We start from the raw sequence: 24,910 nt of genomic DNA, 5'->3' as shown, positions 1-24,910 counted from the left end.
CAGTGACTTTGCGGGTTAGTCCCTACGTAAGTCGATACTGCTATCTTGCATGGGGAAGAAGGTCCTGGGTTTGTAGTTGAAAGGTTCTGTCTCGCTAACTTCAAAGTTAGCGTCGGTAAGTGCTACTCTGCGGTCTGTTTTAAGGATTTCTAGGTCGATCTTTCCTGTATTTGGATATTCGCTACGCAAATCGAATACCGTCCCCTCATAGCCTTTTACCTTACGGCCTGAAATGTTAGATAGTTCCTGGGCGAATATTTTTCCATTGGCATCTGGTGTGGCTGAGTCGCATATTGAGATATGAATTTTTTTGAATTTTCTTACATTGATTTTATTGTCTGATAGGAAGTTGGTGAATTGTGCTGCGCTCATTGTTTTGTCGTTGGCTCGTACTGCACCTGGAAGTCCGTGAGCTTTTATGAGCAGTGAATCACGTTGAAGCTTTCTGGGCTGCGAAAGAACAAGCACCCCCTGACTGTTTAAAAGCGGTAGCACCGGCTTGTGGCCTGATGGGTCGGTTTTGTTTATGGGGTCATTTAGTACATAAGCGTACACATTAACCCCGCCGTCATCGAATGGACTAAAGCTGTCTGGTGAGTTGAAGCGCATCAGTGATGGGTTATACGTCCGATAGCCATTTCCGAGCAGGTAGAGTCCTGAGCGCGCTCTGTGTTCAGCATTGAATCCCAATAGTGTGGGTTCACTGCTATTGAGCGGGCTGTGGCCAAAAGCTGAATAAGAAATGGTGCTTTGGGCCGCGTTTGAATGTCTGATTATAGATCCATTCTTGTCTGTGCCAAGTAACACCTTTACTGATATAAGCATAGACTTTCTCGTCATGTTGCCTCCCTGAGATAGCCACCGTATTACATCATGAGTGCTTTCTGTCTAGTAATGCTCACTGGTTCGGTATTAACTATGGGATGTCGCGTTGGTCCCGTATGCGCTGAACGCTTTCATTATGAGCGGCGAGCCTGTCTAGGCTATCTTCGCGATGCTCGATAATTGGCCGCCCTATTGCGCGGCGGCGTCCGTTTCGACCGCTAGGGGGGACCTCAGTATCGCCCCATAGGCTTTTTAAATGCTGTATTCGGAGATCGAATATACGGTGTTCTGCCGCTTCGAGTGAAACACCTTTCATGTAAAACGTGCCTTCATCAATCGCGTCGCTAAAATCGCTATAGTTATCGCTCGTGATGTTTTCGAAAGCGGCTTTGTTTGATTTTTTGGTGGCTATAATTTTGGTTTTTTTTGCCAGTTTTTTTAAGTTGTTAGCTTCGGTGTCAGGTAGGTGTTTTGTAATTCCTTCGACTACGGTGTCATTGAGCAGCAATGCGGGCCAGCCGGACGACTTATCAATATTCCATGCAGTGTTTATTCTGCCGGAAAGGTTGAGGTCGAGGGCGTGTCCGGAACTGTCTGTCATGTTAACAGGGTCACCTTGGCAGTATGCGTAGCTATTCAGACCTCCACGCTCAAATGGGGACCAGCTGTCGGGCGAGTTGAAGCGCATTAATTCGGTGTTGTAACCGCGGTAACCATTGCCAAGTAAATAAGTATCATTTTTTTCACGGTGTACGCCGGTAAAGCCCAGCAAATTTGTCCTGCCATTGAAAGGACTGAAGCCGAATACGGTATAGGGGCAGGAGTGTTGCTCCTGCGGCTTATGCCGGTGCAATACAGATCCCTGCCGGTCTGTTGCCAAAAACACCGTTTTTGAGCTTCTTATAAATCGCTGTGTCATGTCGCACCCCTGGCGTTGGCTTGACTTTACATAACTCTGCGACGGAGGGGGGGGCTCAGCAACTGGCAAAAATGTCAGGTACGCAGAAGGGTCCTACCTGCTCACAGGATGTATCTCACTGACTCGATGAGGTTAAAGGAAATACCCTACGCAATCTGTCGATACACGTCTGATTGTTTGGGGAAATCCTGCCCACTAGGCTCTCCCGGTCGCTGTCGGTTTAGCGATCGGGCGTGGAAACCCGGCGGTTAGCATGGTTGTTGTCGTCATGACGGCTGTACGCGGGAGGTCTCTGGGCCTGCCGGGTTCACCATGCACCGGTCTTTCCACCCCGTGTACAGCTGTCACCCTGATGTGTGGAAGCGGAAGGGTGGCACCCAACACTGCATGGTGCCTCTATGAAAAAAATCGTCCCCGACCCACCCGAAAACCTCCACGCCAAATTCCAGCTCCCACCCGGCCAATCCCTTTCCACTGCCATCCTCGAAGGCGCCGTGCCCATCGAAGAGGTGCTGATGAACGTCTGCCATTTCATGTTCATCGCCTATACCGACGGTTACCACGCCCAGGAACTGGCGACCGAGGACGATTTGAGGCAACTCCAGGCGTCCAGCCTGCAGCATTTGACTGTCGCCTGGGGGCAGGTCGATGCGCTGGTGGGGGCGTTGAAGCAGGTGCCTGCCTCGGGGTTCTATCAGCCGGGTTGAAATAGCCGGGGCCGCTGTGCGGCCCATCGCCGGCAAGCCGGATCCCACAGGTACAGCGCAGGTCTCAGGCTATTGCGCAATACACTGTGGGAGCTGGCTTGCCAGCGATTGGGCCTCAGGGATGAACACCGATGGCCGGCCCGGAACAAACCCCCGGCGCTCCAGTCCAATCCCTCGTTTTCCGGCCATTCCGGCCGACGAGGCCCCTCCTGATGAAAGCATTCACCCTGGCAACCCTGATGACCCTGGCCGCAAGCCCGGTGTTCGCCTTCAACCTCAGCGACGCGGCCAACGCCGTCTCGGCCATGCAGAACCAGAACCAACAGGGCCAGGTGCAGGCGCCGGCCGGCCAGGCCAACCTCCTCAACACCTTGGGCAGCGAATTGAAGATCACCCCAGAGCAGGCCATCGGCGGCGCCGGGGCGATGCTGGGGCTGGCGCGCAACAACCTCAGCGGCGACGACTATGGGCAACTGACCAAGGCCGTGCCCGGGCTGGACCTGCTGTCGGGTACCAATGCGCTGGGAGGGCTGAGCGGCCTGGGGCAGTTGCTCGGCAATGACAAGAACAGCTCGGCGCTGAGCAACGCGCTGGGCGGTGAGGTGCAGAACCGCAGCGACCTGGACAACGCCTTCAAGGCGCTGGGCATGGATACCGGGATGATCGGGCAGTTCGCGCCGTTGATCCTGCAGTACCTGGGGCAGCAAGGAATTGCCGGGTCGTTGTTGCAGAACCTGGGCAGCCTGTGGAACGCCCCTGCGCCGTTGAGCCAGCCATCGGTCTGAGCGTCTGACACCGGCACTGAGCGGTCGTGGGATCAGCCTGACTTAGGCGCCAACTTGCTCAGGTGCAGCGCCACCAGCAATGCGACCGCCAGCAGGCTGGCAATGAACAGCCCTGTCCCGTTCCAGCCCCACTGGTGCCAGAACACCCCGCCGGCAGTCCCGGCGACACTTGATCCCGCGTAGTAGCAGAACAGGTAAAGCGAAGACGCCTGTCCCTTGGCCTTCAGCGCCCGGCGGCCGATCCAGCTGCTGGCCACCGAGTGCGCGCCGAAGAAGCCGAAGGTGAACACCAGCATGCCGACGATGATCATCGCCAATGGGGTGGCCAGGGTCATCAACAGGCCCCCGGCCATCACCAGGATGCTGGCCCAGAACACCTTGCGCCGTCCCAGCCTGTCGGCCAGGGCGCCGACCTGCGCCGAACTGTAGATCCCCGACAGGTAAACCACCGACAGCAACCCGACCAGCGCCTGGTTCATGTGATAGGGCCCAGCCAGCAGGCGGTAGCCGATGTAGTTGAACAGGGTGACGAAGGCGCCCATCAGCAGGAAGGCTTCGAGGAACAGCCAGGGCAACCCTGCGTCCCTGAAGTGCATGGCGAAGCCGTCCAGCAGGCTGCGCGGATTCAGGGCCTGGGGCCGGAAGTTGCGCGATTCGGGCAGCACTTTCCAGAACACCAGCGCTGCTGCCAGGGCCAATCCGCCGATGGTGAGCATCGCCGTGTGCCAGCTGACAAAGTCGATCAGCACGCCGGTGATCAGGCGCCCGCTCATGCCGCCGATGGCGTTGCCACCGATGTACAGGCCCATGGCCAGGCCGATGTGCTGCGGGTGGATTTCTTCGCTCAGGTAGGTCATCGCCACCGCCGCCAGGCCGCTCAACGATAAACCCACCAGGGCGCGCGTCGCCAGCACCAGCTCCCAGTTCGGCATCACCGCGCTGGCCAGGGTCGACAGGGCGGCGCAGAGCAGGGCGAAGACCATCACCGGCTTGCGCCCGATGCGGTCGGAGATCGGCCCGGTGACCAGCAGCCCGAACGCCAGCATGGCGGTGGACACCGACAGCACCAGGCTGCTCTGCGCGGCGTTGATGGAAAACTCCCGGGACAGCAGCGGCATCATCGGCTGCACGCAGTACAACAGGGCAAAGGTGGCGAAGCCACCGCTGAACAGGGCCAGCACGGTCTTCATGAAGGCGGGCGAGCCTTTCTCGATCCAGATATCGTTGATGACAGGCTCGGGTTCGGCAGACAGGGGGACTACGGCGGATCTCACGGAGGGTACCTCGGGCGCTGGGGCCGGTGCTGCGGTAAAAAAAGCATATAGCTGGCTAATGATTAGATCCAATATATTGTTCGACCCGTTCAAGACGTTTTACGACCTGTTTGGAGTCGATCATGGAGTTGCGTCATCTGCGCTATTTCATCGCCGTGGCCGAGGAACTGCATTTCGGCCGCGCCGCCCAGCAGCTGGGTATTTCCCAGCCTCCCTTGAGCCAGCAGATCCAGGCCCTGGAGCAGGAGCTTGGGGCCCGCCTGTTCGAGCGCACCAACCGCCGGGTCGAGTTGAGCGAGGCCGGGCGGCTGTTCCTCGAGGAGGCGCGCCAGGTGCTGGCGCAGGTGGAGAAGGCCGCCGATGTGGCGCGGCGAGCGCAGCTGGGTGAACTGGGCGAGATGAAGATCGGCTTCACCTCGTCGGCACCCTTCACCTCGCGGATTCCCCAGGCCATTCGGGCCTTCCGCCAGCGCTATCCTTCAGTGCACCTCAACCTCAAGGAAATGAGCAGCCGAGAAGTGGTGGAGGCGGTGTTCGACGAGTCCATCGAAATCGGCCTGATGCGACCGATGCCGTTGCCGGAAGGGATCGCTTGCACCGAGCTGTTCCGCGAACCCCTGGTAGCCGTGCTCAATGCATCGCACCCGCTGGCCATTGGCAGCGAACAGGGTGTACATATGCAAGCCCTGGCCCATGAGCCGTTCGTATTCTTCCCGCGCAGCTACGGCAGTGGCCTGCATGCCCAGTTGCTGAGCCTGGCGCGCCAGGCGGGTTTCAGCCCGCATTTCGCCCAGGAAGCCGGTGAGGCGATGACCATCATCGGCCTGGTGTCGGCGGGGTTGGGTGTTTCGGTGTTGCCGGCCTCGTTCCAGCGCATGCGCATCGAAGGCGTGGTGTACCGCACGTTGCTCGACGAAGAGGCCATGACCGCCGTGTGGCTGGTACGTCGCGAGGCGCCCGGCTCGGCCATGGCCAATGCCTTCATCGCCCTGCTGGCCGGGCTGGAACAGCCCGAAGGTGCTGGCTAAACCGCTGCGCTGACCACATACTCGGGCATTCGTTGATACACGGAGGTCTGACATGCGGCGCGTGGTGTTCAATCAGAAAGGTGGCGTGGGCAAGTCGAGCATTGCCTGTAATCTCGCGGCGGTCAGTGCCAGTGAAGGCTATCGGACCCTGCTGATCGACCTGGATGCCCAGGCCAACTCGACCCAGTACCTGACCGGCCTGACCGGCGACGACATCCCCATGGGCATCGCCGACTTCTTCAAGCAGTCGCTGTCCAGCGGGCCGTTCGCCAAGAAGAACAAGGTCGATATCTACGAAACCCCCTTCGACAACCTCCACGTGGTGACCGCCACCCCGGAGCTGGCCGACCTGCAGCCCAAGCTCGAGGCCAAGCACAAGATCAACAAGCTGCGCAAACTGCTCGACGAGCTGGACGAAGACTACGAGCGGATCTACATCGATACGCCGCCGGCGTTGAACTTCTACGCGGTTTCCGCACTGATCGCCGCCGATCGCGTGCTGATTCCCTTCGACTGTGACAGCTTCTCGCGCCAGGCGCTGTACGGCCTGCTGGCCGAGATCGACGAACTCAAGGAAGACCACAACGACGAGCTGGTGGTCGAGGGTATCGTGGTCAACCAGTTCCAGTCACGGGCCAGCCTGCCCCAGCAGATGCTCGACGAGCTGCTGGCCGAGGGCCTGCCGGTACTGCCGGTGTACCTGGGCAGTTCGGTGAAGATGCGCGAATCCCACCATGCCAGCCTGCCGTTGATCCACCTGGAGCCACGGCACAAGCTTACCCAGCAGTTCGTCGAGTTGCATGATCTGCTGGAGCGCAGCGCCTAGACACCCTGGCTGCGCAGCCACTCCAGCAACGACTGCAGTGGGAACGCGCCGGCCTGGCGAGCCACTTCGCGGCCGTTCCTGAACAGGATCAGGCTGGGGATCGAGCGGATGCCGAGCTGGCCGGCCAGGTTGCGGTTGGCCTCGCTGTCGAGCTTGGCCAGGCGGCAGCGTCCGGCGAGCTGACGGGCGGCCTGTTCGAACACCGGGGCGAAACTCTTGCAGGGGCCGCACCAGTCGGCCCACACATCCAGCAGCAACGGCAGGTCGCCTTTGATCTGGGCGGCGTAGGTGCCCTCGTTCAGTTCGAAGGGCTGAGCGAGCAGCACGTCCTGCTTGCAGCGGCCGCATTTGGGGCTGTCGCCCAGGCGCTCGGCGGGCAGGCGGTTGAGGCCGTTGCAGTGAGGGCAGGGGATTACCAGGGGGTCGGACATTTTATCTCCTTGATGTGGCTGGGGCCGCGTAGCGGCCCCGGGGTTCATGACGAACAGCTGATTTCCAGGTGCTTGCCCCACTCAGGTGGCCGTTCGGCATAGGCCTGCATCCCGGGCTGTTCCTCGAACGGCTTGCCCAGCACCTGATGCAGCCGCCGCACTTCACTGTAGTCGCCCGCCTCGGCGGCTTCGATGGCCTTCTGCGCCAGGTAGTTGCGCAGCACATACAGCGGATTGATCGCATGCATGCGCTCGCGGCGCCCTTCTGCATTGCCTGCTTCGCGCGCGCAGCGCGCCTGGTATTCGGTGCTCCAGGCGTCGAAGCCGGCCAGGTCGATGAAATCTTCCCGCACCACCTGCAGGGCCTGGGCCACGGGCTGCTCGCCCAGGCGACGGAAGAACAGGGTGTAGTCCACGCCCCCCCGCTGCATGCACTGCAGCAGGCGCTCGACCAGCGCCATGTCGTCGTCCTCGGCCGTGGTCAGGCCCAGGCGGCGGCGCATCAGGTCAAGGTAGTGCGCCTGGTACAGCGGCAGGAACAGCCCCAGCGCCTCCTTCAGCGGCTCGACTTCGATCACCGTGGTCAGGGCCTGGGCCAGGGCGCTGAGGTTCCAGTGGGCGATTGGCACCTGGTTGGCGTAGCTGTAGCGGCCCCGGTCATCGGAATGGTTGCAGATGAAGTTGGCGTCGAAGTCGTCGAGGAAGGCGTAGGGGCCGAAGTCGAAGGTGATGCCCAGGATCGACATGTTGTCGGTGTTCATCACTCCGTGGCAGAAGCCATAGGCCTGCCAGCGGGCGATCAGCTCGGCGTTGCGCTCGACGAGGGTGCGGAACATGGCCAGGTAGGGCTGCTCGGCGTCGCGGCACTCGGGGTAGTGCTGCTCCAGCACATGGTCTATCAGCACCCGCTGCTGTTCCGGTTGCTTGGTGTAGTAGAAGTATTCGAAGTGGCCGAAGCGCACGTGGCTTTGGGCCAGGCGCAGGAGCATGGCAGCGCTCTCGCGGGCTTCGCGCCATACCGGGGTGCTCGAGCCGATCACGCACAGCGCGCGGCTGCTGGGAATGCCCAGGGCGTGCAGGGCCTCGGAGGCGAGGAATTCGCGGATCGACGAGCGCAGCACGGCGCGGCCGTCGCCCATGCGCGAGTAGGGCGTCTGGCCGGCGCCCTTGAGGTGCAGGTCCCAGTGCTCGCCGGCATCGTTGAGAACCTCGCCCAGCAGCAGGCCACGACCATCACCCAGGCGCGGGTTGTACGAGCCGAACTGGTGACCGGAATACACCATCGCCCGTGGGTCGGCCTCTTCCCAAAGCTTGTGGCCGCTGAACAGCTCGGCGAACACCGGCAGCTCGGCCTGTGCCGGGTCGAGATCGAGCAGGGCCATGGCCGATTCACTGGCGACGACCAGGCGTGGATCGGCGATCGGGTCGGGCAGGACCTGGGTGGAGAAGGCATCGCCGAGTTGGGCGAAGCGGTTGTCGAAGGTGAGTTGGTCGAGGGACTTCACGGGGCCTGCTCCTGGATTCGGTGCCATCGAGGGCAAAGCCCTCGCCTGCATTCTGGAGGGCATGCCTGTCGTAGTCCACTCAGCTCGGCGGCGTGCTGTCCGGTTTGCCGTCCATCGGGATCAATTGCTGCTTGCCGTTCTTCGGGTCCATGAGGAACACCTCCACCTGGCGCACCGAGATCTTGATGTTGTGCGCCTTGAACTCCCGGTTGATATAGCGGTTCAGCTCGTCCAGCGTCGGGTTGCGGTCGCCCAGGTCGCGCACATGCATGCGCAGCTCGTGGTCCAGCGAGCTTTCGCCGAAGTTGAGGAAGTACACCAGCGGTTCCGGATCCTTGAGCACCCGTGGGTTCTCGTGGGCGCCCTTGAGCAGCAGGTCGCGCACCAGGTCAAGGTCCGAGCCGTAGTCGATGCCCAGCTTCAGCGTCACCCGGGTGACCGTGTCGGTCAGCGACCAGTTGATCAGCTGGCCGGTGATGAAGGTCTTGTTGGGGACGATGATGTCCTTGCGGTCGAAGTCGGTGATGGTGGTGGCGCGGATGCGGATCCTGCTCACCGTGCCGGACAGGTTGCCGATGGTGATGGTATCGCCGATGCGCACCGGGCGCTCGAACAGGATCATGATGCCGGAGATGAAGTTGGCGAAGATCTCCTGCATGCCGAAGCCCAGGCCCAGCGACAGGGCCGCCACCAGCCATTGCAGCTTGTCCCAGCTGACCCCGAGGGTGGCCAGGGTGCTGACGATGCCGACGCCGGCGATCACATAGGACAGCAGCGTGGTGATGGCGTAGGCGCTGCCCTGGGCAAGGTTCAGGCGCGACAGCACCAGCACCTCGAGCAAGCCCGGCAGGTTGCTGGCCAGGGCCACGGCGATGCCGGCGATGACCATGGCGCCGAGCAGGTCGCCGAGGCTGATCGGTACCATGCTCGCCGCCGCGCCGGTGCCGCTGCTGTATTCGTAGAGGGTGATGTTGTTGAGGTAGGCGAATACCGTGATCAGGTCTGCCCAGACCCAGTACAGCCCGCCGATGAAGCCGCCGAGCAGGGCCAGGCGGATCAGACGCAGGGACTGCTGGTTGACTTGCTCGATGTCCAGGGTCGGCTCCTCGACCACCACTTCGCCGTCGAGCCCTTCCTTGGCCGCCTGGCGTTTGCTCAGGGCGCGCTGGTAGGCCAGGCGCCGCGCCGCCACCGACAGGCCGCGCACGAATGCGGCCTCGATCACCAGCCAGAACAGCAGCAGGTAGAGGGTGTAGATCAGCCGGTCGGTGAGCTTGAGGGCGGTGTAGTAGTAGCCGAAGCACACCGCCACGAACAGGGCGATAGGCAGGGCGGTGAAGGCCACCCCGACGGCCTTGCGGAACAGCGAGGTGTTGCGGTGCGCCGGGCTGCTCAGCAGCAGGCGGCTGAGCAGCCAGGCCATCAGCGCGTAGCAGGTCAGTACCACGCCGATGCCCAGCACGTCCTCGGCCAGGGCCGATGGCTGGTGTTCGGCCACCGCCACCACGCCGACCAGGGCCAGCACCACGGTGCCGAGCCGGCGCACCCAGCCGCGCAGGAACTCGACCTGCGGCTTGTGCCAGCGGAAGTGGATCTCGGCCACGCCGCCCGGGGCGAGGATACGGTAGGCGGTGTAGAACACCAGCCAGGCCTGGGCGATCTGCCACAGGGCGGCGCCGAGGTTGGCGTTCTGCCCGCGGGCATCGAGCTGCAGGGCGTAGCTGCCCAGGGTCAGGGCCAGGGCCACCGGCAGGGCCAGGAGGATGTTGATCAGGATCGCCTGGGGCGTGTGCCACTGGCTGTCGCGCTTGAAGTGGCCGATGTCCTGGTGGACCTTGCCCAGCCGTCGGTACAGCGCCTTGCGCCGCCACAGCAGGGCGCCGATCACCAGGATCAGCGGCAGGAACAGCAGCGGCTGTTGCACCAGGCCGTCCGCCAGCTCCTTGATGCCCGCGCCCCAGGGCAGGCTGGCCACCTGTGTGGTCAGGCGCTCGGGTACCTCGCGCAGCCATTGCCAGTCCAGCGGCTTGTTGCTGGGGATCCAGAACATCTGTTCTTCCAGCGTGGTGCGCAGGTTCTGGGCGGTGCTCAGCAGTTGCTTCTGATTCAACTGCAGGGTGATGCATTCGTTGAGCAGCGCCGACAGCTCGCGGTTCAACCGCTCGAGCAAGTCGCTGCGGGTGATCGCCACTTCCAGCAGGGCCTTGCGCAGTTGCGGGGTGACATCTTCCTCGGGCTGGCTGGCCAGCAGCTTGTCCACATAGGTGGACGGGCTGCTCATCTGTTCGCGTTCCTGGTTGATCTCGAACTGGTAGAGGCGGATATCGGCGATCTGGTCGGCCAGGTTGCGGTCAAGCTTCAGGTGCGGCAGGGCCTGCTTCTGCTTGTAGAGGATCTTCGACAGCAGCAGGCTGCCCTTGAGCACGTTGATCTGTTCGTCCAGGGCCTGGTCGGCCTGGGTGAGGCTGTCGAGCTGTTGCTTGGTACGCAGGTTCTGCTGGGTCACCTCGTTGAGGCGATCGGTGCTGCGCAGCAGGTAGTCGGACAGTTGCAGGTTGGCGGTGCTCTCGGTGGCCAACAGGTTGCTGCCGCCGGCCTTCTGCGCCTCGATCGACTGGCGGGTGACGGCCTGTTGCGACTGGGCCAGGCGCTTTTCGTTGATCAGCGTCTGCAGGTCCTGGATTTCCTGCTCCAGGCGGGTGGCGCGCTCGATCAGCAGGTCGTGGCGGGCGTTGCCCAGGTCCTGCAGCACGCTGTTGCCGGCCAGTTCCTGGCGGCGCAGCAGGGTCAGCGCGTTGAGCGAGGCCAGCTCGGCGTTGAGCTGGTTGCGCTGGTCGGCGTTGATCGCCTTGCCGTTGTCCTTGCCGCTCTTGAGGCTGCTGTTGATCTGCTGGGCGCGCATCTGGTTGCCGCTGATCTCGGCCTGGGCGCGTTCAGGACGGGTCTGCGCATTGATGATCAGGCTGTTTGCTTCGGACAGCGCCTTTTGCAGATCGCCCTGCTGGGTGCTGCGTTCGCTGAGCATCTGCTCGAGCTGCGGCACCGTCAGGCTGGCGTAGCGCTGCGCCACCGGCGGGGTGGTGCTGGCCTTGAGCTTGATCAACTCGCGCTGGCTGTCGCGGATCTCCTGGGGGGCGCCGGCCAGCTGCTGCTTGAGGGCTTCGAGCTTCTTTTCGCTGTCGTCGCGGGCGTTGAGCAGCGCCAGGGTCTGCTCCAGCACCTGCTGCACGGCTTTCTGCTCGGTTTCCGGCAGCTTGCGCTCGGCGATCTTGCTCAGGCTGCTCTGGATGCCCGGGGTGGTCGGGACTTCCACCGCGCCGGCGGCGAACGAGAGGGTCAGGCACAGCCCCAGCAGGGCTGCGCGGCAATGGTCACGCAGGGACATAGGCAGAGTTCTTGTGTTACGCGGCAAATCGGAGTTTAGAGGAACAGCCCGGGTCCGGGGCGGGTACCTTCGGGGAATCTGACGCCCACTTTCTGGATCTTGTTCCCGTCCATGACCGCGACGGTCCAGATCGTGCCGTGCCATTCGATCTGGTCGCCTACTACTGGCGCGCCTCCGACCTTCTGTCGGATGAACTGCGCCAGCGGCATGTTCGCGTCCAGGCCATCGAGTTTCAGGCCATACAGCGCGGCCACCGCGCCCAGTTCGGCGTCGCCTTCGAGGACGAAGTCGCCGAAGAAACGCAGGTCCAGGCCACGCTGTGGTGCCTGGCTGAACAGCTTGCCCAGCGCCGGCAGGTTATGTTCGTGGCCGATCACGCAGAGCATGTCGCCGACTTCCAGCACGGTGCTGCCCGATGGGTGCAGCAGTTGCTCGCCGCGAAACAAGGCGGCGATGCGCGTGCCCTCGGGCATCTTCAGCTCGCGCAGGGCGGCGCCGATGCACCATTTCTCGGCGCCCAGGCGGTAGACGAACAGCTCCCACTCGCTGGTGACGTGCACTTCGAGTGCGGAGCGGGAAATCGGCGCCGGGTCCGGCGGTACCGTGACCTTCAGCAGCTTGGCCATCCACGGCAGGCTGGTGCCTTGCACCAGCAGTGACACCAGCACGATGAAGAAGGCCAGGTTGAAGAACAGCTGGGCCTGGGGCAGCCCCGCCATCAGCGGGAACACCGCCAGGATGATCGGTACCGCGCCACGCAGGCCGACCCAGCTGATAAAGCCTTTCTCGCGACCATGGAAGGCCTTGAACGGCAGCAGGGCGGCCACCACCGACAGCGGGCGGGCCACCAGGATCATCCACAGCGCCAGGCCCAGGGCCGGCAGGGCGATGGGCAGCAGGTCGTGGGGCGTGACCAGCAGGCCGAGCACCAGGAACATGCCGATCTGCGCCAGCCAGGCCATGCCGTCGAGCATGTGCAGGATGCCGTGGCGGCTGCGGATCGGCCGGTTACCCAGCACCAGGCCGCACAGGTACACGGCCAGGAAGCCGCTGCCGTGCAGGGCGTTGGTCAGGGAGAACACCGCCAGTCCGCCGGCTACCACCAGGATCGGGTACAGGCCGCTGGCCAGGTTGATGCGATTGACCAGTTGCAGCATCAGCCAGCCGCCGCCCAGACCCATCAGCCCGCCGATGCCGAACTCGCGCAGCAGGTGGGTGAGCAGGCTCCAGTGCAGGCCGGTCTGGCCGCTGGCGATCATGTCGATCAGGGTGACGGTGAGGAACACCGCCATCGGGTCGTTGCTGCCCGACTCGATCTCCAGGGTGGCGGTGACCCGCTCGTTCAGGCCCTTGCCGCCGAGCAGCGAGAACACCGCCGCGGCATCGGTGGAGCCGACGATGGCGCCGATCAACAGGCCCTGGATCAGGTTCAGGTTGAACAGCCAGGCGGCGACCATGCCGGTCAGGCCGGTGGTGATCAGCACGCCGACCGTGGCCAACGACAGGGCCGGCCACAGCGCCACGCGGAAGCTCGCCACCCGGGTGCGCAGGCCGCCGTCGAGCAGGATCACGGCGAGTGCCAGGTTGCCCACCAGGTAGGCGGTCGGGTAGTTGTTGAAGATGATGCCGCCACCATCGACCCCGGCAATCATGCCGACCGCGAGGATGATGACGAGAATGGGGATGCCCAGGCGCGATGACAGCGAGCTGACCAGGATGCTTGCGCCCACCAGTAAAGCGCCGATCAGGAACAGGCTGTTGATGGTGCTCGCATCCAAAGGTGGTACTCCGGGATATCGCGGGGGAAGGGACCTGGAAGCATGAACTAGCAGGTCGCGTGCCAATCGATTCTAACCTGATGAATTGGCAGGCTGTAAAGCGTTTCTGCAGATGTAGAAAAGGCACCTCGAGAGGTGCCTTTTCTTGTGTTGCCGCAGCAGGCTTACGCTTGCTTCACTTCACGCATCGGCTTGCCCTTCACCGGTGCATCGCCGGCCACGTAGTACTTGGCGGTGCTGCGCGGCAGCGGCTTGCGGCCACGGATCTTGTCCGAGATCTTCTCGGCGATCATGATCGTGGTGGCGTTGAGGTTGCCGGTGATGATCAGCGGCATGATCGAGGCGTCGACCACGCGCAGGCCCTGCATGCCATGCACGCGACCTTCGCCGTCGACCACTGCCATGTCGTCGGTGCCCATCTTGCACGAGCAGGATGGGTGGAAGGCGGTTTCGGCGTGCTCGCGGATGAACTTGTCCAGCTCTTCGTCGGTCTGCACGTGGGCGCCTGGGCTGATCTCGCGACCGCGGTACGGGTCCAGCGCCGGCTGGGCCATGATTTCGCGGGTCAGGCGAATACCGTCGCGGAATTCCTGCCAGTCCTGCTCGGTGGACATGTAGTTGAACAGGATGCTTGGGTGCTGGCGCGGGTCTTTCGATTTGGCCTGGATGCGACCACGGGCTGGCGAGCGCATGGAACCCATGTGCGCCTGGAAGCCGTGTTCTTTCACGCCGTTCGAGCCGTTGTAGTTAATCGCTACCGGCAGGAAGTGGTACTGGATGTTCGGCCACTTGAATTCAGGACGGGTGCGGATGAAGCCACCGGCCTCGAACTGGTTGCTGGCGCCGATGCCGGTGCCGTTGAACAGCCACTCGGCACCGATGGCTGGCTGGTTCCACCACAGCAGCGACGGATACAGCGACACCGGCTGGGTGCAGGCGTACTGCAGGTACAGTTCGAGGTGGTCCTGCAGGTTCTCGCCGACGCCTGGCAGGTCGTGGACCACCGGGATGTCGAGGCTTTCCAGCAGTGCGCGCGGGCCGACGCCGGAGCGCTGCAGCAGCTGCGGCGAAGCGATGGCGCCGGAGCTGACGATGACTTCCTTGCGCGCCCGGGCTTCGACACGCTCTTCGCTGTCACCGACCAGGTAGGTCACGCCGACGGCGCGCTTGCCGTCGAACAACACGCGGTCAGTCAGGGCGTGGGTGACGATGGTCAGGTTCGGGCGTTTCTTGGCCTGGTCCAGGTAGCCGCGGGCGGTGCTGGAGCGACGGCCGTTCTTGGTCACCGAACGGTCCATCGGGCCGAAGCCTTCCTGCTGGTAGCCGTTGAGGTCTTCGGTGCGCGGGTAACCGGCCTGCACGCCGGCTTCGACCATGGCGTGGAACAGCGGGTTGTTGCCGGCTTTCGGCGTGGCCACGCTGACCGGGCCGTCGCCACCGTGGTAGTCGTTCGGGCCGATGTCGCGGGTTTCGGCTTTACGGAAGTACGGTAGGCAGTCCAGGTAGGTCCAGTCTTCCAGGCCCGGCAGTTCCGCCCAGCCGTCGAAGTCCATGGCGTTGCCGCGGATGTAGCACATGCCGTTGATCAGCGAGGAGCCACCCAGGCCCTTGCCGCGGCCACACTCCATGCGGCGACCGTCCATGAACGGCTCCGGATCGGTCTCGTAGGCCCAGTTGTAGCGACGGCCCTGCAGCGGGAAGGCCAGGGCGGCCGGCATCTGGGTGCGGAAGTCGAAGCGGTAGTCGGGGCCACCGGCTTCCAGCAGCAGCACGGTGACGCTGGCGTCTTCGGTCAGGCGGGTGGCCAGGGTGTTACCGGCCGAGCCGGCACCGACGATGATGTAATCGAATTCTTGGGACATGAAAAGTACCCTCGTTGGCGGTGGTCAGGGAGCGCAAGCGCCCGTGCGCGAAGGCACGGGCGTGGCTAAACGGGGTTTAGAAAACCGAGTTGTAGCCGCCCAGCTCGACCTGGACCGACTTGATGCGAGTGTATTGAGCCAGCGAGCTGACACCGTTCTCACGGCCGACGCCCGACTGCTTGTAACCGCCAACCGGCATTTCCGCCGGCGACTCGCCCCAGGCGTTGATCCAGCAGATGCCGGCCTCGAGCTTGTGGATGATGCGGTGCGCGCGGCTGATGTCGTTGGTGCAGACGCCGGCGGCCAGGCCGTATTCGGTGTCGTTGGCGCGACGGATGACTTCTTCCTCGGTCTCGTAGCTGAGGATGCTCATCACCGGGCCGAAGATCTCTTCCTTGACGATGGTCATGTCGTCGGTGCAGTCGGTGAACACGGTCGGGGCCACGAACGCGCCCTTGGCGAAGTCGCCGTCCAGCAGACGCTCACCGCCGCACAGTACGCGGGCGCCTTCTTCTTTACCCTTGGCGATGTACGACAGCACGCTTTCCATGTGCTGGAAGCTGACCAGCGGGCCGAAGTTGGTGTTCTCGTCTTCCGGGTTGCCGGCACGGATGCGGGCGACGCGCTCGGCGATCTTGGCTTCGAAGGCGGCTTTCATCGAGGCTGGGATGAACACGCGGGTGCCGTTGGTGCAGACCTGACCGGAGCTGTAGAAGTTGGCCATCATGGCGATGTCGGCGGCCTTGTCCAGGTCGGCGTCGTCGCAGATGATCAGTGGCGACTTGCCGCCCAGTTCCATGGTCACTTCCTTCAGCGACGAGCTGGAGGCGCTGGCCATGACTTTCTTGCCGGTGGTGGTGCCGCCGGTGAAGGAGACTTTCTCGATGCGCGGGTGCTCGGTCAGCCAGGTGCCGACTTCGCGGCCGCTGCCGGTCAGGACGTTGAACACGCCGTTCGGCAGGCCGGCTTCGGTGAAGATCTCGGCCAGTTTCAGGGTGGTCAGCGAGGTGACTTCCGACGGCTTGAAGATCATCGCGTTGCCGGCGGCCAGGGCCGGGGCGGATTTCCACAGGGCGATCTGGATCGGGTAGTTCCAGGCGCCGATACCGACGGTCACGCCCAGCGGCTCGCGGCGGGTGTAGACGAAGGACGATTCGCGCAGCGGGATCTGCTCGCCTTCGATGGCCGGTACCAGGCCTGCGTAGTACTCCAGCACGTCGGCGCCGGTGACGATGTCGACGTAGCGGGTCTCGGAGTACGACTTGCCGGTGTCCAGGGTTTCCAGCATGGCCAGCTCGTCGTTGCGCTCGCGCAGGATGTCGACGGCGCGGCGCAGGATGCGCGAACGCTGCATGGCGGTCATCGCGGCCCAGATTTTCTGGCCGCGCTCGGCGCTTTCGACGGCTTTTTCGACGTCGGCTTGGGTCGCGCGCTGCACATGGGCGAGGACTTCGCCGGTGGCCGGGTTGATGGCTTCGAAGGTGGCGTCGCTGCCAGCGTCGACGTAAGCGCCATCAATGTAGAGTTTTTGCGTTCCGAAACGGGCCATAGTGTCCTCGCAAGTGCAGTGTGTGGTTGGCTGCCGCGTCACGCTCCTGCCGGTTGGCTGGTCGCTGCGCGCGGCTGTTCAGAGGCCTGGTCGGTTGTGCCCAGGGACTGCTGTTTCGCCAGTTGTAGATCCATGTATTCGTAAGCGATGCGTATCGCCTGGTCGGTGTCGAATGCATCACCCGACAGGGCGCCACGCAACCACAGGCCGTCGATCAGGGCCGCCAGCCCGCGGGCAGCCTTGCGCGCATGGTAGAGCGGCAGGACGCGGCGGAACTGGCAGCACAGGTTGGAATACAGACGGTGATCGTTGATCCGCTGCAACCTGTGCAAAGACGGCTGGTGCATGCTGGAGGCCCAGAAGGCCAGCCAGGTTTTCATTGCCGGGCCATTCACCTGGCTCGCATCGAAGTTGCCTTCGATGATCACCTTCAGGTGGGCACGCGGGCTGTCGTCCGTGAGTGCCTGACGACGCGCGATCACACCCTCGTTGAGCATGTTCATGATGTGGCGCATCGTCGCTGCGATCAGGCCGTTCTTGTCCTGAAAGTAGTGACTGATGATGCCGTTCGACACGCCGGCCAAACGGGCAATCAGCGCAATGCTGGCATCGCCCAGTCCGACCTGATCGACCGCCTGCAAGGTGGCTTCGATCAACTGCTGGCGGCGGATGGGTTGCATACCGACCTTGGGCATCTTGCTATCTCCTCAGGCCTGCGGGCAGACGACGAGCGGCTGCCTCGGCGAAGGCCAGTCTATTTTGTTTTGATTGAACGTTCAATCAATAAAGAATAAGCTCTGCGACAATTTGTGCCATTGACAGTTTTTCAGGCCGTCAAAGGGACACGAATCGACACCCCAGGAAATCGTGTAACCCCCGGAATACAAGGCGTTGACGGGCATGAGCGATGCAAAGGACAGATTCTGCCGAGCGGTCATGGACTGCGCGGTCGGCCCTTGGAGCGGGCCAGGTGGTCTGTGGCGAATGCGCGCACCTTCTGCTGAGTGCGTGGCAAGGCGACAGACGGCCGGTCTGTATTTTTTGCAGCGTTTCGATTCGGGATCACGGTTTCCAGGTGCCTTTTATAACACCTTGCGTAGTAGGGCTATTGCACCAATTGCGCGGGAAATAACTGTTTAGCCTCCACTGCCGCACTGCCCGGAGCATTCGTGCAATGAGTTCTGCCTCCCTGACAAAGCCTCCCGCCGAGCGGGTACGGGTCAACCGCGTGGTGTTCTACACCTCGGCGCTGATGATCCTCGTTCTGACTGCCCTGCTGATTGCTGTACCCGAAGCCGCCGGCCAGGCGCTGGGCGTTGCCCAGAAATGGCTGACCCGTACCTTCGGCTGGTACTACATGCTGGTGATCTGCGGTTACCTGCTGTTCGTCGTCTACCTGGCCTTCTCCGATTTCGGCAAGCTCAAGCTTGGCGGCAAGGACGACACCCCCGATTTCAGCTACGGCGCCTGGGCCGGCATGCTGTTCTCCTCGGGCATCGGTATCTCGCTGCTGTACTTCGGCGCCTCCGAGCCGCTGGACCACTACTTCAACCCACCCGAGGGCACCCCGGCCAGCCTCGAGGCCGCGCGCCAGGGCCTGCAGCTGACTTTCCTGCACTGGGGCCTGCACGGCTGGGCAATCTACGCCCTGGTGGGGCTTGCCGTGGGTTACTTCGCCTACCGTCACAACCAGCCGCTGGCACTGCGCTCGGCGCTTTATCCGCTGGTCGGTGAGCGTTGGGTCAAGGGTGGCGCCGGTCATGCCGTGGACATCTTCGGCATGTTCGTCACCCTGCTGGGCCTGGTGACCAACCTCGGTATCGGTTCGATGCAGGTGGCTTCGGGCCTGGAGTACCTGTTCGGCATGGACCACAGCAAGACCAACCTGCTGGTGGTGATCCTGGTCATGGCGGGCGTTGCCACCGTGGCCGCGGTGTCGGGCGTGGAGAACGGTATCCGTCGCCTGTCCAACCTGAATATCCTGCTGTTTAGCGGCCTGCTGATCTTCGTGCTGCTGGCCGGCAATACCCTGCACCTGCTCAACGGCTTCGTGCAGAACATCGGCGACTACCTCAACGGTGTCGTGCTGAAGACCTTCGACCTGTACGTCTATGAAGGCGACAACGACAAGTCCGAGCGCTGGCTGGGCCTGTGGACCGTGTTCTACTGGGCCTGGTGGATCTCCTGGGGCCCGTTCGTCGGCATGTTCATTGCCCGTATCTCCAAGGGCCGTACCGTGCGCCAGCTGGTCAGCGGCGTGCTGCTGATCCCCCTGGGCTTCACCCTGGCCTGGCTGTCGATCTTCGGTAACACCGCATTGGACCTGGTGATCAACCAGGGTGCGGTGGAGCTGGGCAAGACGGCGCTCGAACAGCCGTCGATGTCGATCTACCAGCTGCTGGAGTTCTTCCCGGCCGCCAAGATTGTCATCGGTGTAGCCGTGTTCGTCGGCTTCGTGCTGTTCCTGACTCCCGCCGACTCCGGCGCAGTGATGATGGCCAACCTGTCGTGCAAAGGCGGCAAGGTCGACGAGGACGCCCCGCACTGGATGGTGGTGTTCTGGTCGGTGGTCATCACCCTGGTCACCATCGGCTTGCTGTTCGCCGGTAACTTCGAGGCCATGCAGACCATGGTGGTACTGGCCGGCCTGCCGTTCTCGGTGGTCCTGGTGCTGTTCATGTTCGGTCTGATGAAGGCCATGAAGCAGGACGTCGCGGTCGAGAGCGAGCGCGCCGAGCTGGCCGCCCGTGGCCGTCGCGGCTTCAGCGAGCGCCTGAGCCAGTTGGACCTGCAACCGACCCAGGCCGTGGTCCAGCGTTTCATGGACAAGCAGGTCAGCCCGGCGCTGAAAGAGGCCGCCGAGCAGCTTCGCACCCTGGGCTTCGAGGTCGAGACCCGTGTTGGCCAGTCACGCAACATGATGGGCCTGCGGGTGATGATGGAAGAGGGTAACCCCTTCGTCTACGAAGCCAGCCTGGACGGTTACATGGCCGCGCCGAGCGAGGCGCCGGTCGAGGGCGAGCCGGAAGTGCGTCAGCGCTTCTACCGTGCCGAGGTGTACCTGCACGATGGCAGCCAGGAGTACGACCTGATGGGCTTCACCCGCGAGCAGATCGTGCGTGACGTGCTGGATCAGTTCGAGAGCCACCGTCAGCTGCTGGGGCGTGTTTACAGCTGATCGTGAGCGGTAACAGGCAGGGGTCTGGCGTGAAAGCGCCGGGCCCTTGTCGTTTCTGGGGCGCGCAATATGTACAGCCTCGCAGGCTGGTGGGTGACGGCATGGTGGCAGTCCACTCACCAGGAGGCGTTCACCATGACGACACCTTCGACACCCCTGTTCGATTTCAAGGGCGCTGCCGCCCGGCAGTTCGCCAACCGTCCGACCCTGCGCCAGGTGGCCAGCACGCAGGTGCTGAGCCTGCTGCTCGAACACTTGCCATGGCTGGCGTCGGTCACCCCGGCGCTGACCGACGCCGACCCGCTGATGCTCGACAGCCCTGTGCCCGGCACCAACTACTACACCACCGACAGCTTGGTCGACCTGGTGTTGCAGGCCATGGTCGCGGAGCAGCCCATGAACCTGGAAGCGCTCGAAGGGCGCCACCACAACCTCGGGCTGGTGGCGACCCACCGCTTCGCCGGCTCGCGCAGCGAGTTCGATACCCGCCGCCTGAGCGGGGTGACGGACGCCTTCAACGGGTTGCTGGCGCGCTTGCCCGAGTTCTTCTGCCAAGCGCAGCTGGACTATTGGCAGGGCCGGGGCAGCGCCGGCAAGAGCCGCGACCGGTGGCTGCAGTTGCTGTTGAAGATGGCGCTGCTGAGCAACCTGCCTGCGCAGGGGCTCGATGCCAAGGCGCAGGCGTGCGTGCGTGGCCTGATCGAGGGCGGTGCCGAGCAGCCGGCGACGTTCGTCGTGCAGGCCAGGCTGGGCTGGGATGACCAGGTGTTCACGGTCGTGCAACCCGGCCTGTTGGTGGTGGGCGAATGGGACGAAGCGCAGGTGGTGCTGTGGTGCAGGCCGTCGACCCAGGTCACGGCCTTCGCGTCGCTTGAGGCGTTTGGCCTGGCCCTGCGCGATGCGTTGGCGCTCGCGCACAGCTTCGACACGCTGAACTGGGAGCGCCATGCGCTCGAGGGCAACGTGTTCGCGCAGCAGAGTGCGCTGCTGCTGGCGAGGATGTGCGAGCACATCGCTCAGTTGCGTCTGCGTGGCCTCTCGGTGGCACGGATGGAGGCCCTGTTCGCGCAGTTGAGCGACCCCGCGCAGTGGCTACTTGGCGGCTACTTCCACGACGATGGCGTTCAGGCCAAACTCCCGCCAGGCCTGTCCAGCGCCTCGGCCAGCGACAGCTTCGCAGCCCAGGAAGCCCTGTTGAGTATGGCCTTGGCGCAAGCGCAGGCCGAAGGGGGCTCGGCGCTCGATGGCGTCCAGGACCTGCAGACCTACGCGCGCGAACGCTTGCGCGAACAGTTGCTGGCGGACTATCCGGTAGAAGCGAACTATTTTCCTGACGACCTGTTGCTGTCGCTCGCCACCGCCGAGGGCATTCCGGGTGGCGCGGGAAGCGGCGCAGGCGGGGGGGAGCCGTTGGCCGACAGGGGCGAGGTAAGCCTGACCGCCTTCGCCATCGGCAACCTCAGTTCACTGGGCGCGGCGGTCATCAAGGGCATACGGCACCGCACTGGACAATTGATCATGCCGTGGCTGACGGTCGACTACCTCAAGGGCGTGGTCCAGCGCGTCGACATCGGAGGCAAATACCCTCGCTACGTGGCGACCACCCTGGGTGACCCGTCAAGCCGGGCGCAGCGTACCCGGCACTTCGCCCGGGAGTGGCGCCAGGGGCTGTTATTCAGTGCCCTGCTGGCCAAGCTCGATGGCAAGGTTTCCGATGCCGGGCTGCAACACGTCGTCGATTTCTGCCAAGGCCACCTGGATCCTGAGTCACCCAGTAGCGTGCTGGCGCCCCTGGCCTTCAAGCGCCGTCCCGACGCCACGCATTCCGACCTGGTCCAGGCCATGTACGTATTGTTCTGTGCGCAGCCCTCGCGGGTGTTGCTGTACCGTCCGCTCTACGCCAAGGATACGCTGCTGGAGTACGCCAGCCTGGAGGCGATGATGGCGGCGATTCGCGCCTCCACCGAGCTGCAGCAGAGCCTGGTGGCGTGGATGAACCCAACGGCACGCTCCATCTATGACCACGACGGGTTCAAGGAACCGCACATCGGCAGCATCGGCATCGACCCTTATAACCTGCCGGAAAAGCCGGCCCCCGCCGAACTCGCCAGCTGCCACTGGGCCACGGGTGTGGATGAAAAGCTCTATGCCGCCAACCAGGCGTTGCGGGTGGCGCTGGCCGACGCGCAAAGCACCTCCACGGCAGAAAGCCGTTGGGCGCTGCTCGGCCAGGGCGCCTGGCTGCTGTTCGACGTGGCCAGCCTGGCGTTGCGTGGCCCGGTGGCATCGGCGGCATGGCTGGTGCAAACCCTCAGCGCCCTGGACAGCGATCTCGAGGCGGTGGCCCACAGTGACTATTTCAACCGGGACGCGGCCACGGTCGATCTGATCATCACCACCGGCATGACCTTGCTGCACGCGCACCTGCCCAAGGCTCCCCACGCCGATGCGCAGCCTTTACCCGGTGCGGCGGCGTTCACGCAAGCACCGGCCCAGGATGGCCGTTACCAGGCGCTCAAGGTCGTGCCGAGCCAAGGCCGGGTCACGTCACCTGGGCCCTTGGCATGGCCAGAGCCAGTGGTGGGCGACGCAGCCGTTGTGGACTTCAGTTGGCGTGGCAACCAGGGCTTCAACGACTTGCCGCCCTCGCGGCGCAAGGCGTTGATGGCCATGCGCTCGAACGTGGCACTCGCAGGTGAGCAGCCACAGGCATCAGGGGTTTACCGGGTGGCTGGGCAGGACTGCGTGCCGATGCTGGGCGAAGTGTTTGCCGTGAGCGCATCGGACGACGGCATCCGCGTGGTCGACCCGGCGGGTGGGCATGGCCCTTACTTGTCCTACGAGGCGGGCGCCTGGCGTGTCGATACCCGGCTGCGCTTGCGCGGTGGCATGCCCAAGCCTTCCCTGGAAAAGCAGTTCAACAGGATGCTCACGCAGATCGACCGGCTGACCCTGGAATCGAACCAGGCGGCGGGAGTTCTCAAGCCAACCCTTGATGAAGCGCTGGTATTGCAACGCAAGCACGATCAGCTCTGCGTGCTCGAGGCTGCGGAGCGAAAGCGTCGCCTGGACGCCGAGATGACAGGCGACACCTGCTTCGACAAGGTCGGCTCCGACCGCCTGATGACCAGCTACCAGGCACGACTCGCCGAGTTGAACACGGCGTTGAAGGCAAAGCGGCTCGAGGCGCTGTCGGCGCTGGACGCGGTCATGGCGCCCGATCGCAAGCAGATCGCCCAGATCAAGGTGATGCTCGAGCCCAAGTATGGTCGCTACCGGCAGCATGGCGCGGGCGCGCTCCTCGATGGCCAGTTGAACCTGCTCACGCAGTCGACGATTCGTAACGCCGATTTCGCGCTGACCGAACTCTATACGCTGGCCGACTACGCGCACATCAGTGAGATGCGCAAACAGTTCAGGGGAAAGTACCTTTTCGAAGTGGCGGAGCAATATCGGCAATTTCGTAACGAACTCATCGATCTCTGCGAGATCAACGAGCGGGTGCTTGCTTTGCACGGCGAGCTCGACGTGCTGCTGCTCGGCGTGCCGGATACCCTGAATGTCAGCGCCACGACGACGGCCCGCAGCGTGGCGCAGTTGATCATGGGGCGGCGCTTCACCACGATCGATTTGCGTTTCCAGCACGTGTTGAACCTCGCGGAGGCCGCGTTGCGGCTGGAGTCCAGGAGCATGCCGCGGCGCTTGTTGAGGTTCCAGCGGGGGCTGGTCAACCCTGCGCTGAATCGCGCCTCCTCGGCGCATGGGGATTCGTTGAAGGCCAACCTGTCGGCGGCCGACCGGATCAGCATCCTGCAAGAGGCCTGGGACGTGTACACCGCCGCGATCGTACACAGCCTGCACATCGAGCCCCAGGCCGGCGAGTTGCTCGACCCCGTGATGCTGCGCCGCTACCGGGCTCACATGATCCTGCTCAAGGAGGACGCGGGGCGCCGCTTGGTCGATGCCATCGCCGAGCAGGACGGTGCGCCGACGTCCAGCGGGCGCGTGCCTTACCCAGTCGCCCAGGAGCCCAAGCGGATAATTCGCAATGACGACGGCCAGTTGCTCATCGCCACCGAGGTAGACCACGAAGGACGGGTTGTCCTGGAGGTGCGCCAGTCGATCACCGACAAGGTCTTGCAGGTGTTCGAGCGCCAAGGGGATGCCTGGGTCGAGCGTGTTGAGGACGCGCCCGCGCCCAGCGTGCAGCCAGGCCCATCGATTGACGTCGCTGCGCAGGTCAAGGCGCTGCTCGCGGACCACCAGGACCTGCTCGACGCCGCCCAGGCGTATGTGCAGGACGATGTCAGTGGCGCGCTGCTGGATCGCCTGCTCAGTGAGCAGGTGAAGGTGTTGGAGCAAGCCTTGGCAGGCTTCGCCGAGCAGGGGGCGCAGGCGACGGCTACCGCCCCGCTGAGAAAGGCCTTGGAGGCCTTGAAGACTTACCGGGTCGAACAGTTGACCCTGCTCTACGGCAAGACCCCATACCCCACGGCCAAGGGGTTGCGCTTCCTGCATGAGCAGCAACTGATCAAGGTCGAGTACGTGCGGCGCGAGAGCTCGGTCAACACCAGCCCGTTCGATGAGTTCAAGATCGTGCGTCTGAACGCGCCGGCTGGCAGCAAGGGTCGCCCGCTTTGGGCCGCGCATTTCCACTTGCCGTCGCAAGCGGCAAACCTGGCGGACTTCACCCACGCCCACCTCAAGCTCTGGAGCCAACGCTTGTTGGGCCGGCAGTACGAGGCCGCCAGCGGTCAGCGGGTGCACCGCGGGCGTCTGGAGCAGGCCGATGTGCAGGGCATCATCCCGCTGACCTGACGCCCGCAGGGACAGGCCCGGTCTTCACGACAGGGCCTTC

The 24,910-nt window shown here is 63.5% G+C and carries 16 protein-coding genes; 6 read left to right on the top strand and 10 right to left on the bottom strand.

Going from position 1 to position 24,910, the window contains the following annotated elements; translation table 11 throughout:
- Positions 1-15 precede the first annotated feature (15 nt).
- Both AC25MA_RS04410 and AC25MA_RS04405 read right to left on the bottom strand, forming a co-directional pair.
- A complete protein-coding gene (locus AC25MA_RS04410; protein WP_486971809.1) occupies positions 16-840 on the bottom strand; it encodes an RHS repeat-associated core domain-containing protein in 825 nt (274 codons plus the stop codon).
- Positions 841-916: 76 nt separating this feature from the next.
- Positions 917-1,744: an RHS repeat-associated core domain-containing protein gene (locus AC25MA_RS04405; RefSeq protein WP_432767482.1), complete on the bottom strand. Its 828-nt coding sequence runs from the start codon at positions 1,742-1,744 to the stop codon at positions 917-919.
- 398 nt (positions 1,745-2,142) lie between these two features.
- On the opposite strand from AC25MA_RS04405, the gene AC25MA_RS04400 reads away from it, so the two are divergent.
- Both AC25MA_RS04400 and AC25MA_RS04395 read left to right on the top strand, forming a co-directional pair.
- Positions 2,143-2,451 carry a hypothetical protein gene (locus tag AC25MA_RS04400; protein ID WP_236179587.1) on the top strand — a complete coding sequence of 103 codons (309 nt, stop codon included), beginning with the start codon at positions 2,143-2,145 and terminating at the stop codon, positions 2,449-2,451.
- Between the two features lie 212 nt (positions 2,452-2,663).
- Entirely contained in the window at positions 2,664-3,236 is a 573-nt protein-coding gene (locus tag AC25MA_RS04395) for a DUF2780 domain-containing protein (RefSeq protein ID WP_062362576.1), read from the top strand.
- A gap of 32 nt (positions 3,237-3,268) precedes the next feature.
- On the opposite strand, the gene AC25MA_RS04390 is transcribed toward AC25MA_RS04395, so the two are convergent.
- On the bottom strand, positions 3,269-4,510 hold the full coding sequence (locus AC25MA_RS04390; RefSeq protein WP_182321868.1) for an MFS transporter: 1,242 nt from the start codon (positions 4,508-4,510) through the stop codon (positions 3,269-3,271).
- A 122-nt stretch (positions 4,511-4,632) separates the two neighbouring features.
- Here AC25MA_RS04390 and AC25MA_RS04385 point away from each other — a divergent pair, with 122 nt between their 5' ends.
- Complete coding sequence (locus AC25MA_RS04385) at positions 4,633-5,538, top strand: LysR family transcriptional regulator (protein ID WP_028688428.1); 906 nt, start codon at positions 4,633-4,635, stop codon at positions 5,536-5,538.
- 52 nt (positions 5,539-5,590) lie between these two features.
- A complete protein-coding gene (locus AC25MA_RS04380; protein ID WP_028688427.1) occupies positions 5,591-6,364 on the top strand; it encodes a ParA family protein in 774 nt (257 codons plus the stop codon).
- Here the strand turns inward: AC25MA_RS04380 and trxC are convergent.
- From trxC to betI, 7 genes are all read right to left on the bottom strand, one after another.
- Positions 6,361-6,795, bottom strand: a complete 435-nt coding sequence (gene trxC / locus AC25MA_RS04375) for a thioredoxin TrxC (RefSeq protein ID WP_486971808.1) — start codon at positions 6,793-6,795, stop codon at positions 6,361-6,363. The genes AC25MA_RS04380 and trxC overlap by 4 nt on opposite strands.
- Positions 6,796-6,839: 44 nt before the next feature.
- The gene (selO, locus tag AC25MA_RS04370) at positions 6,840-8,300 is read right to left on the bottom strand and encodes a protein adenylyltransferase SelO (protein ID WP_486971807.1); all 1,461 of its coding nucleotides are present in this window, start codon (positions 8,298-8,300) and stop codon (positions 6,840-6,842) included.
- A gap of 79 nt (positions 8,301-8,379) precedes the next feature.
- On the bottom strand, positions 8,380-11,685 hold the full coding sequence (mscK, locus tag AC25MA_RS04365) for a mechanosensitive channel MscK (protein WP_084941999.1): 3,306 nt from the start codon (positions 11,683-11,685) through the stop codon (positions 8,380-8,382).
- A gap of 35 nt (positions 11,686-11,720) precedes the next feature.
- The gene (locus AC25MA_RS04360; protein ID WP_088852232.1) at positions 11,721-13,463 is read right to left on the bottom strand and encodes a potassium/proton antiporter; all 1,743 of its coding nucleotides are present in this window, start codon (positions 13,461-13,463) and stop codon (positions 11,721-11,723) included.
- A 164-nt stretch (positions 13,464-13,627) separates the two neighbouring features.
- Positions 13,628-15,325, bottom strand: a complete 1,698-nt coding sequence (gene betA / locus AC25MA_RS04355) for a choline dehydrogenase (protein ID WP_028688422.1) — start codon at positions 15,323-15,325, stop codon at positions 13,628-13,630.
- A 76-nt stretch (positions 15,326-15,401) separates the two neighbouring features.
- Positions 15,402-16,874 (bottom strand): betaine-aldehyde dehydrogenase, encoded by a 1,473-nt coding sequence (gene betB / locus AC25MA_RS04350; protein WP_062362587.1) that lies wholly within the window; start codon positions 16,872-16,874, stop codon positions 15,402-15,404.
- 38 nt (positions 16,875-16,912) lie between these two features.
- Complete coding sequence (betI, locus tag AC25MA_RS04345) at positions 16,913-17,569, bottom strand: transcriptional regulator BetI (protein WP_028688420.1); 657 nt, start codon at positions 17,567-17,569, stop codon at positions 16,913-16,915.
- Positions 17,570-18,048: 479 nt separating this feature from the next.
- Between betI and AC25MA_RS04340 the strand changes: the two genes are divergently transcribed.
- Positions 18,049-20,052 (top strand): BCCT family transporter, encoded by a 2,004-nt coding sequence (locus tag AC25MA_RS04340; protein WP_028688419.1) that lies wholly within the window; start codon positions 18,049-18,051, stop codon positions 20,050-20,052.
- A gap of 135 nt (positions 20,053-20,187) precedes the next feature.
- A complete protein-coding gene (locus AC25MA_RS04335; protein ID WP_197865925.1) occupies positions 20,188-24,870 on the top strand; it encodes a dermonecrotic toxin domain-containing protein in 4,683 nt (1,560 codons plus the stop codon).
- The last annotated feature ends 40 nt before the right edge of the window (positions 24,871-24,910 follow it).

The organism is Pseudomonas sp. P65(2024) (genome assembly GCF_057480955.1).
This window is presented reverse-complemented; position numbering and strand designations above follow the sequence as displayed.

Coding starts and splice junctions, on each gene's coding strand:
- AC25MA_RS04410 (WP_486971809.1), bottom strand. CDS start 840: ATGACGAGAAAGTCTATGCTTATATCAGTAAAGGTGTTACTTGGCACA.
- AC25MA_RS04405 (WP_432767482.1), bottom strand. CDS start 1,744: ATGACACAGCGATTTATAAGAAGCTCAAAAACGGTGTTTTTGGCAACA.
- AC25MA_RS04400 (WP_236179587.1), top strand. CDS start 2,143: ATGAAAAAAATCGTCCCCGACCCACCCGAAAACCTCCACGCCAAATTC.
- AC25MA_RS04395 (WP_062362576.1), top strand. CDS start 2,664: ATGAAAGCATTCACCCTGGCAACCCTGATGACCCTGGCCGCAAGCCCG.
- AC25MA_RS04385 (WP_028688428.1), top strand. CDS start 4,633: ATGGAGTTGCGTCATCTGCGCTATTTCATCGCCGTGGCCGAGGAACTG.
- AC25MA_RS04380 (WP_028688427.1), top strand. CDS start 5,591: ATGCGGCGCGTGGTGTTCAATCAGAAAGGTGGCGTGGGCAAGTCGAGC.
- trxC (WP_486971808.1), bottom strand. CDS start 6,795: ATGTCCGACCCCCTGGTAATCCCCTGCCCTCACTGCAACGGCCTCAAC.
- mscK (WP_084941999.1), bottom strand. CDS start 11,685: ATGTCCCTGCGTGACCATTGCCGCGCAGCCCTGCTGGGGCTGTGCCTG.
- betA (WP_028688422.1), bottom strand. CDS start 15,325: ATGTCCCAAGAATTCGATTACATCATCGTCGGTGCCGGCTCGGCCGGT.
- betB (WP_062362587.1), bottom strand. CDS start 16,874: ATGGCCCGTTTCGGAACGCAAAAACTCTACATTGATGGCGCTTACGTC.
- betI (WP_028688420.1), bottom strand. CDS start 17,569: ATGCCCAAGGTCGGTATGCAACCCATCCGCCGCCAGCAGTTGATCGAA.
- AC25MA_RS04340 (WP_028688419.1), top strand. CDS start 18,049: ATGAGTTCTGCCTCCCTGACAAAGCCTCCCGCCGAGCGGGTACGGGTC.
- AC25MA_RS04335 (WP_197865925.1), top strand. CDS start 20,188: ATGACGACACCTTCGACACCCCTGTTCGATTTCAAGGGCGCTGCCGCC.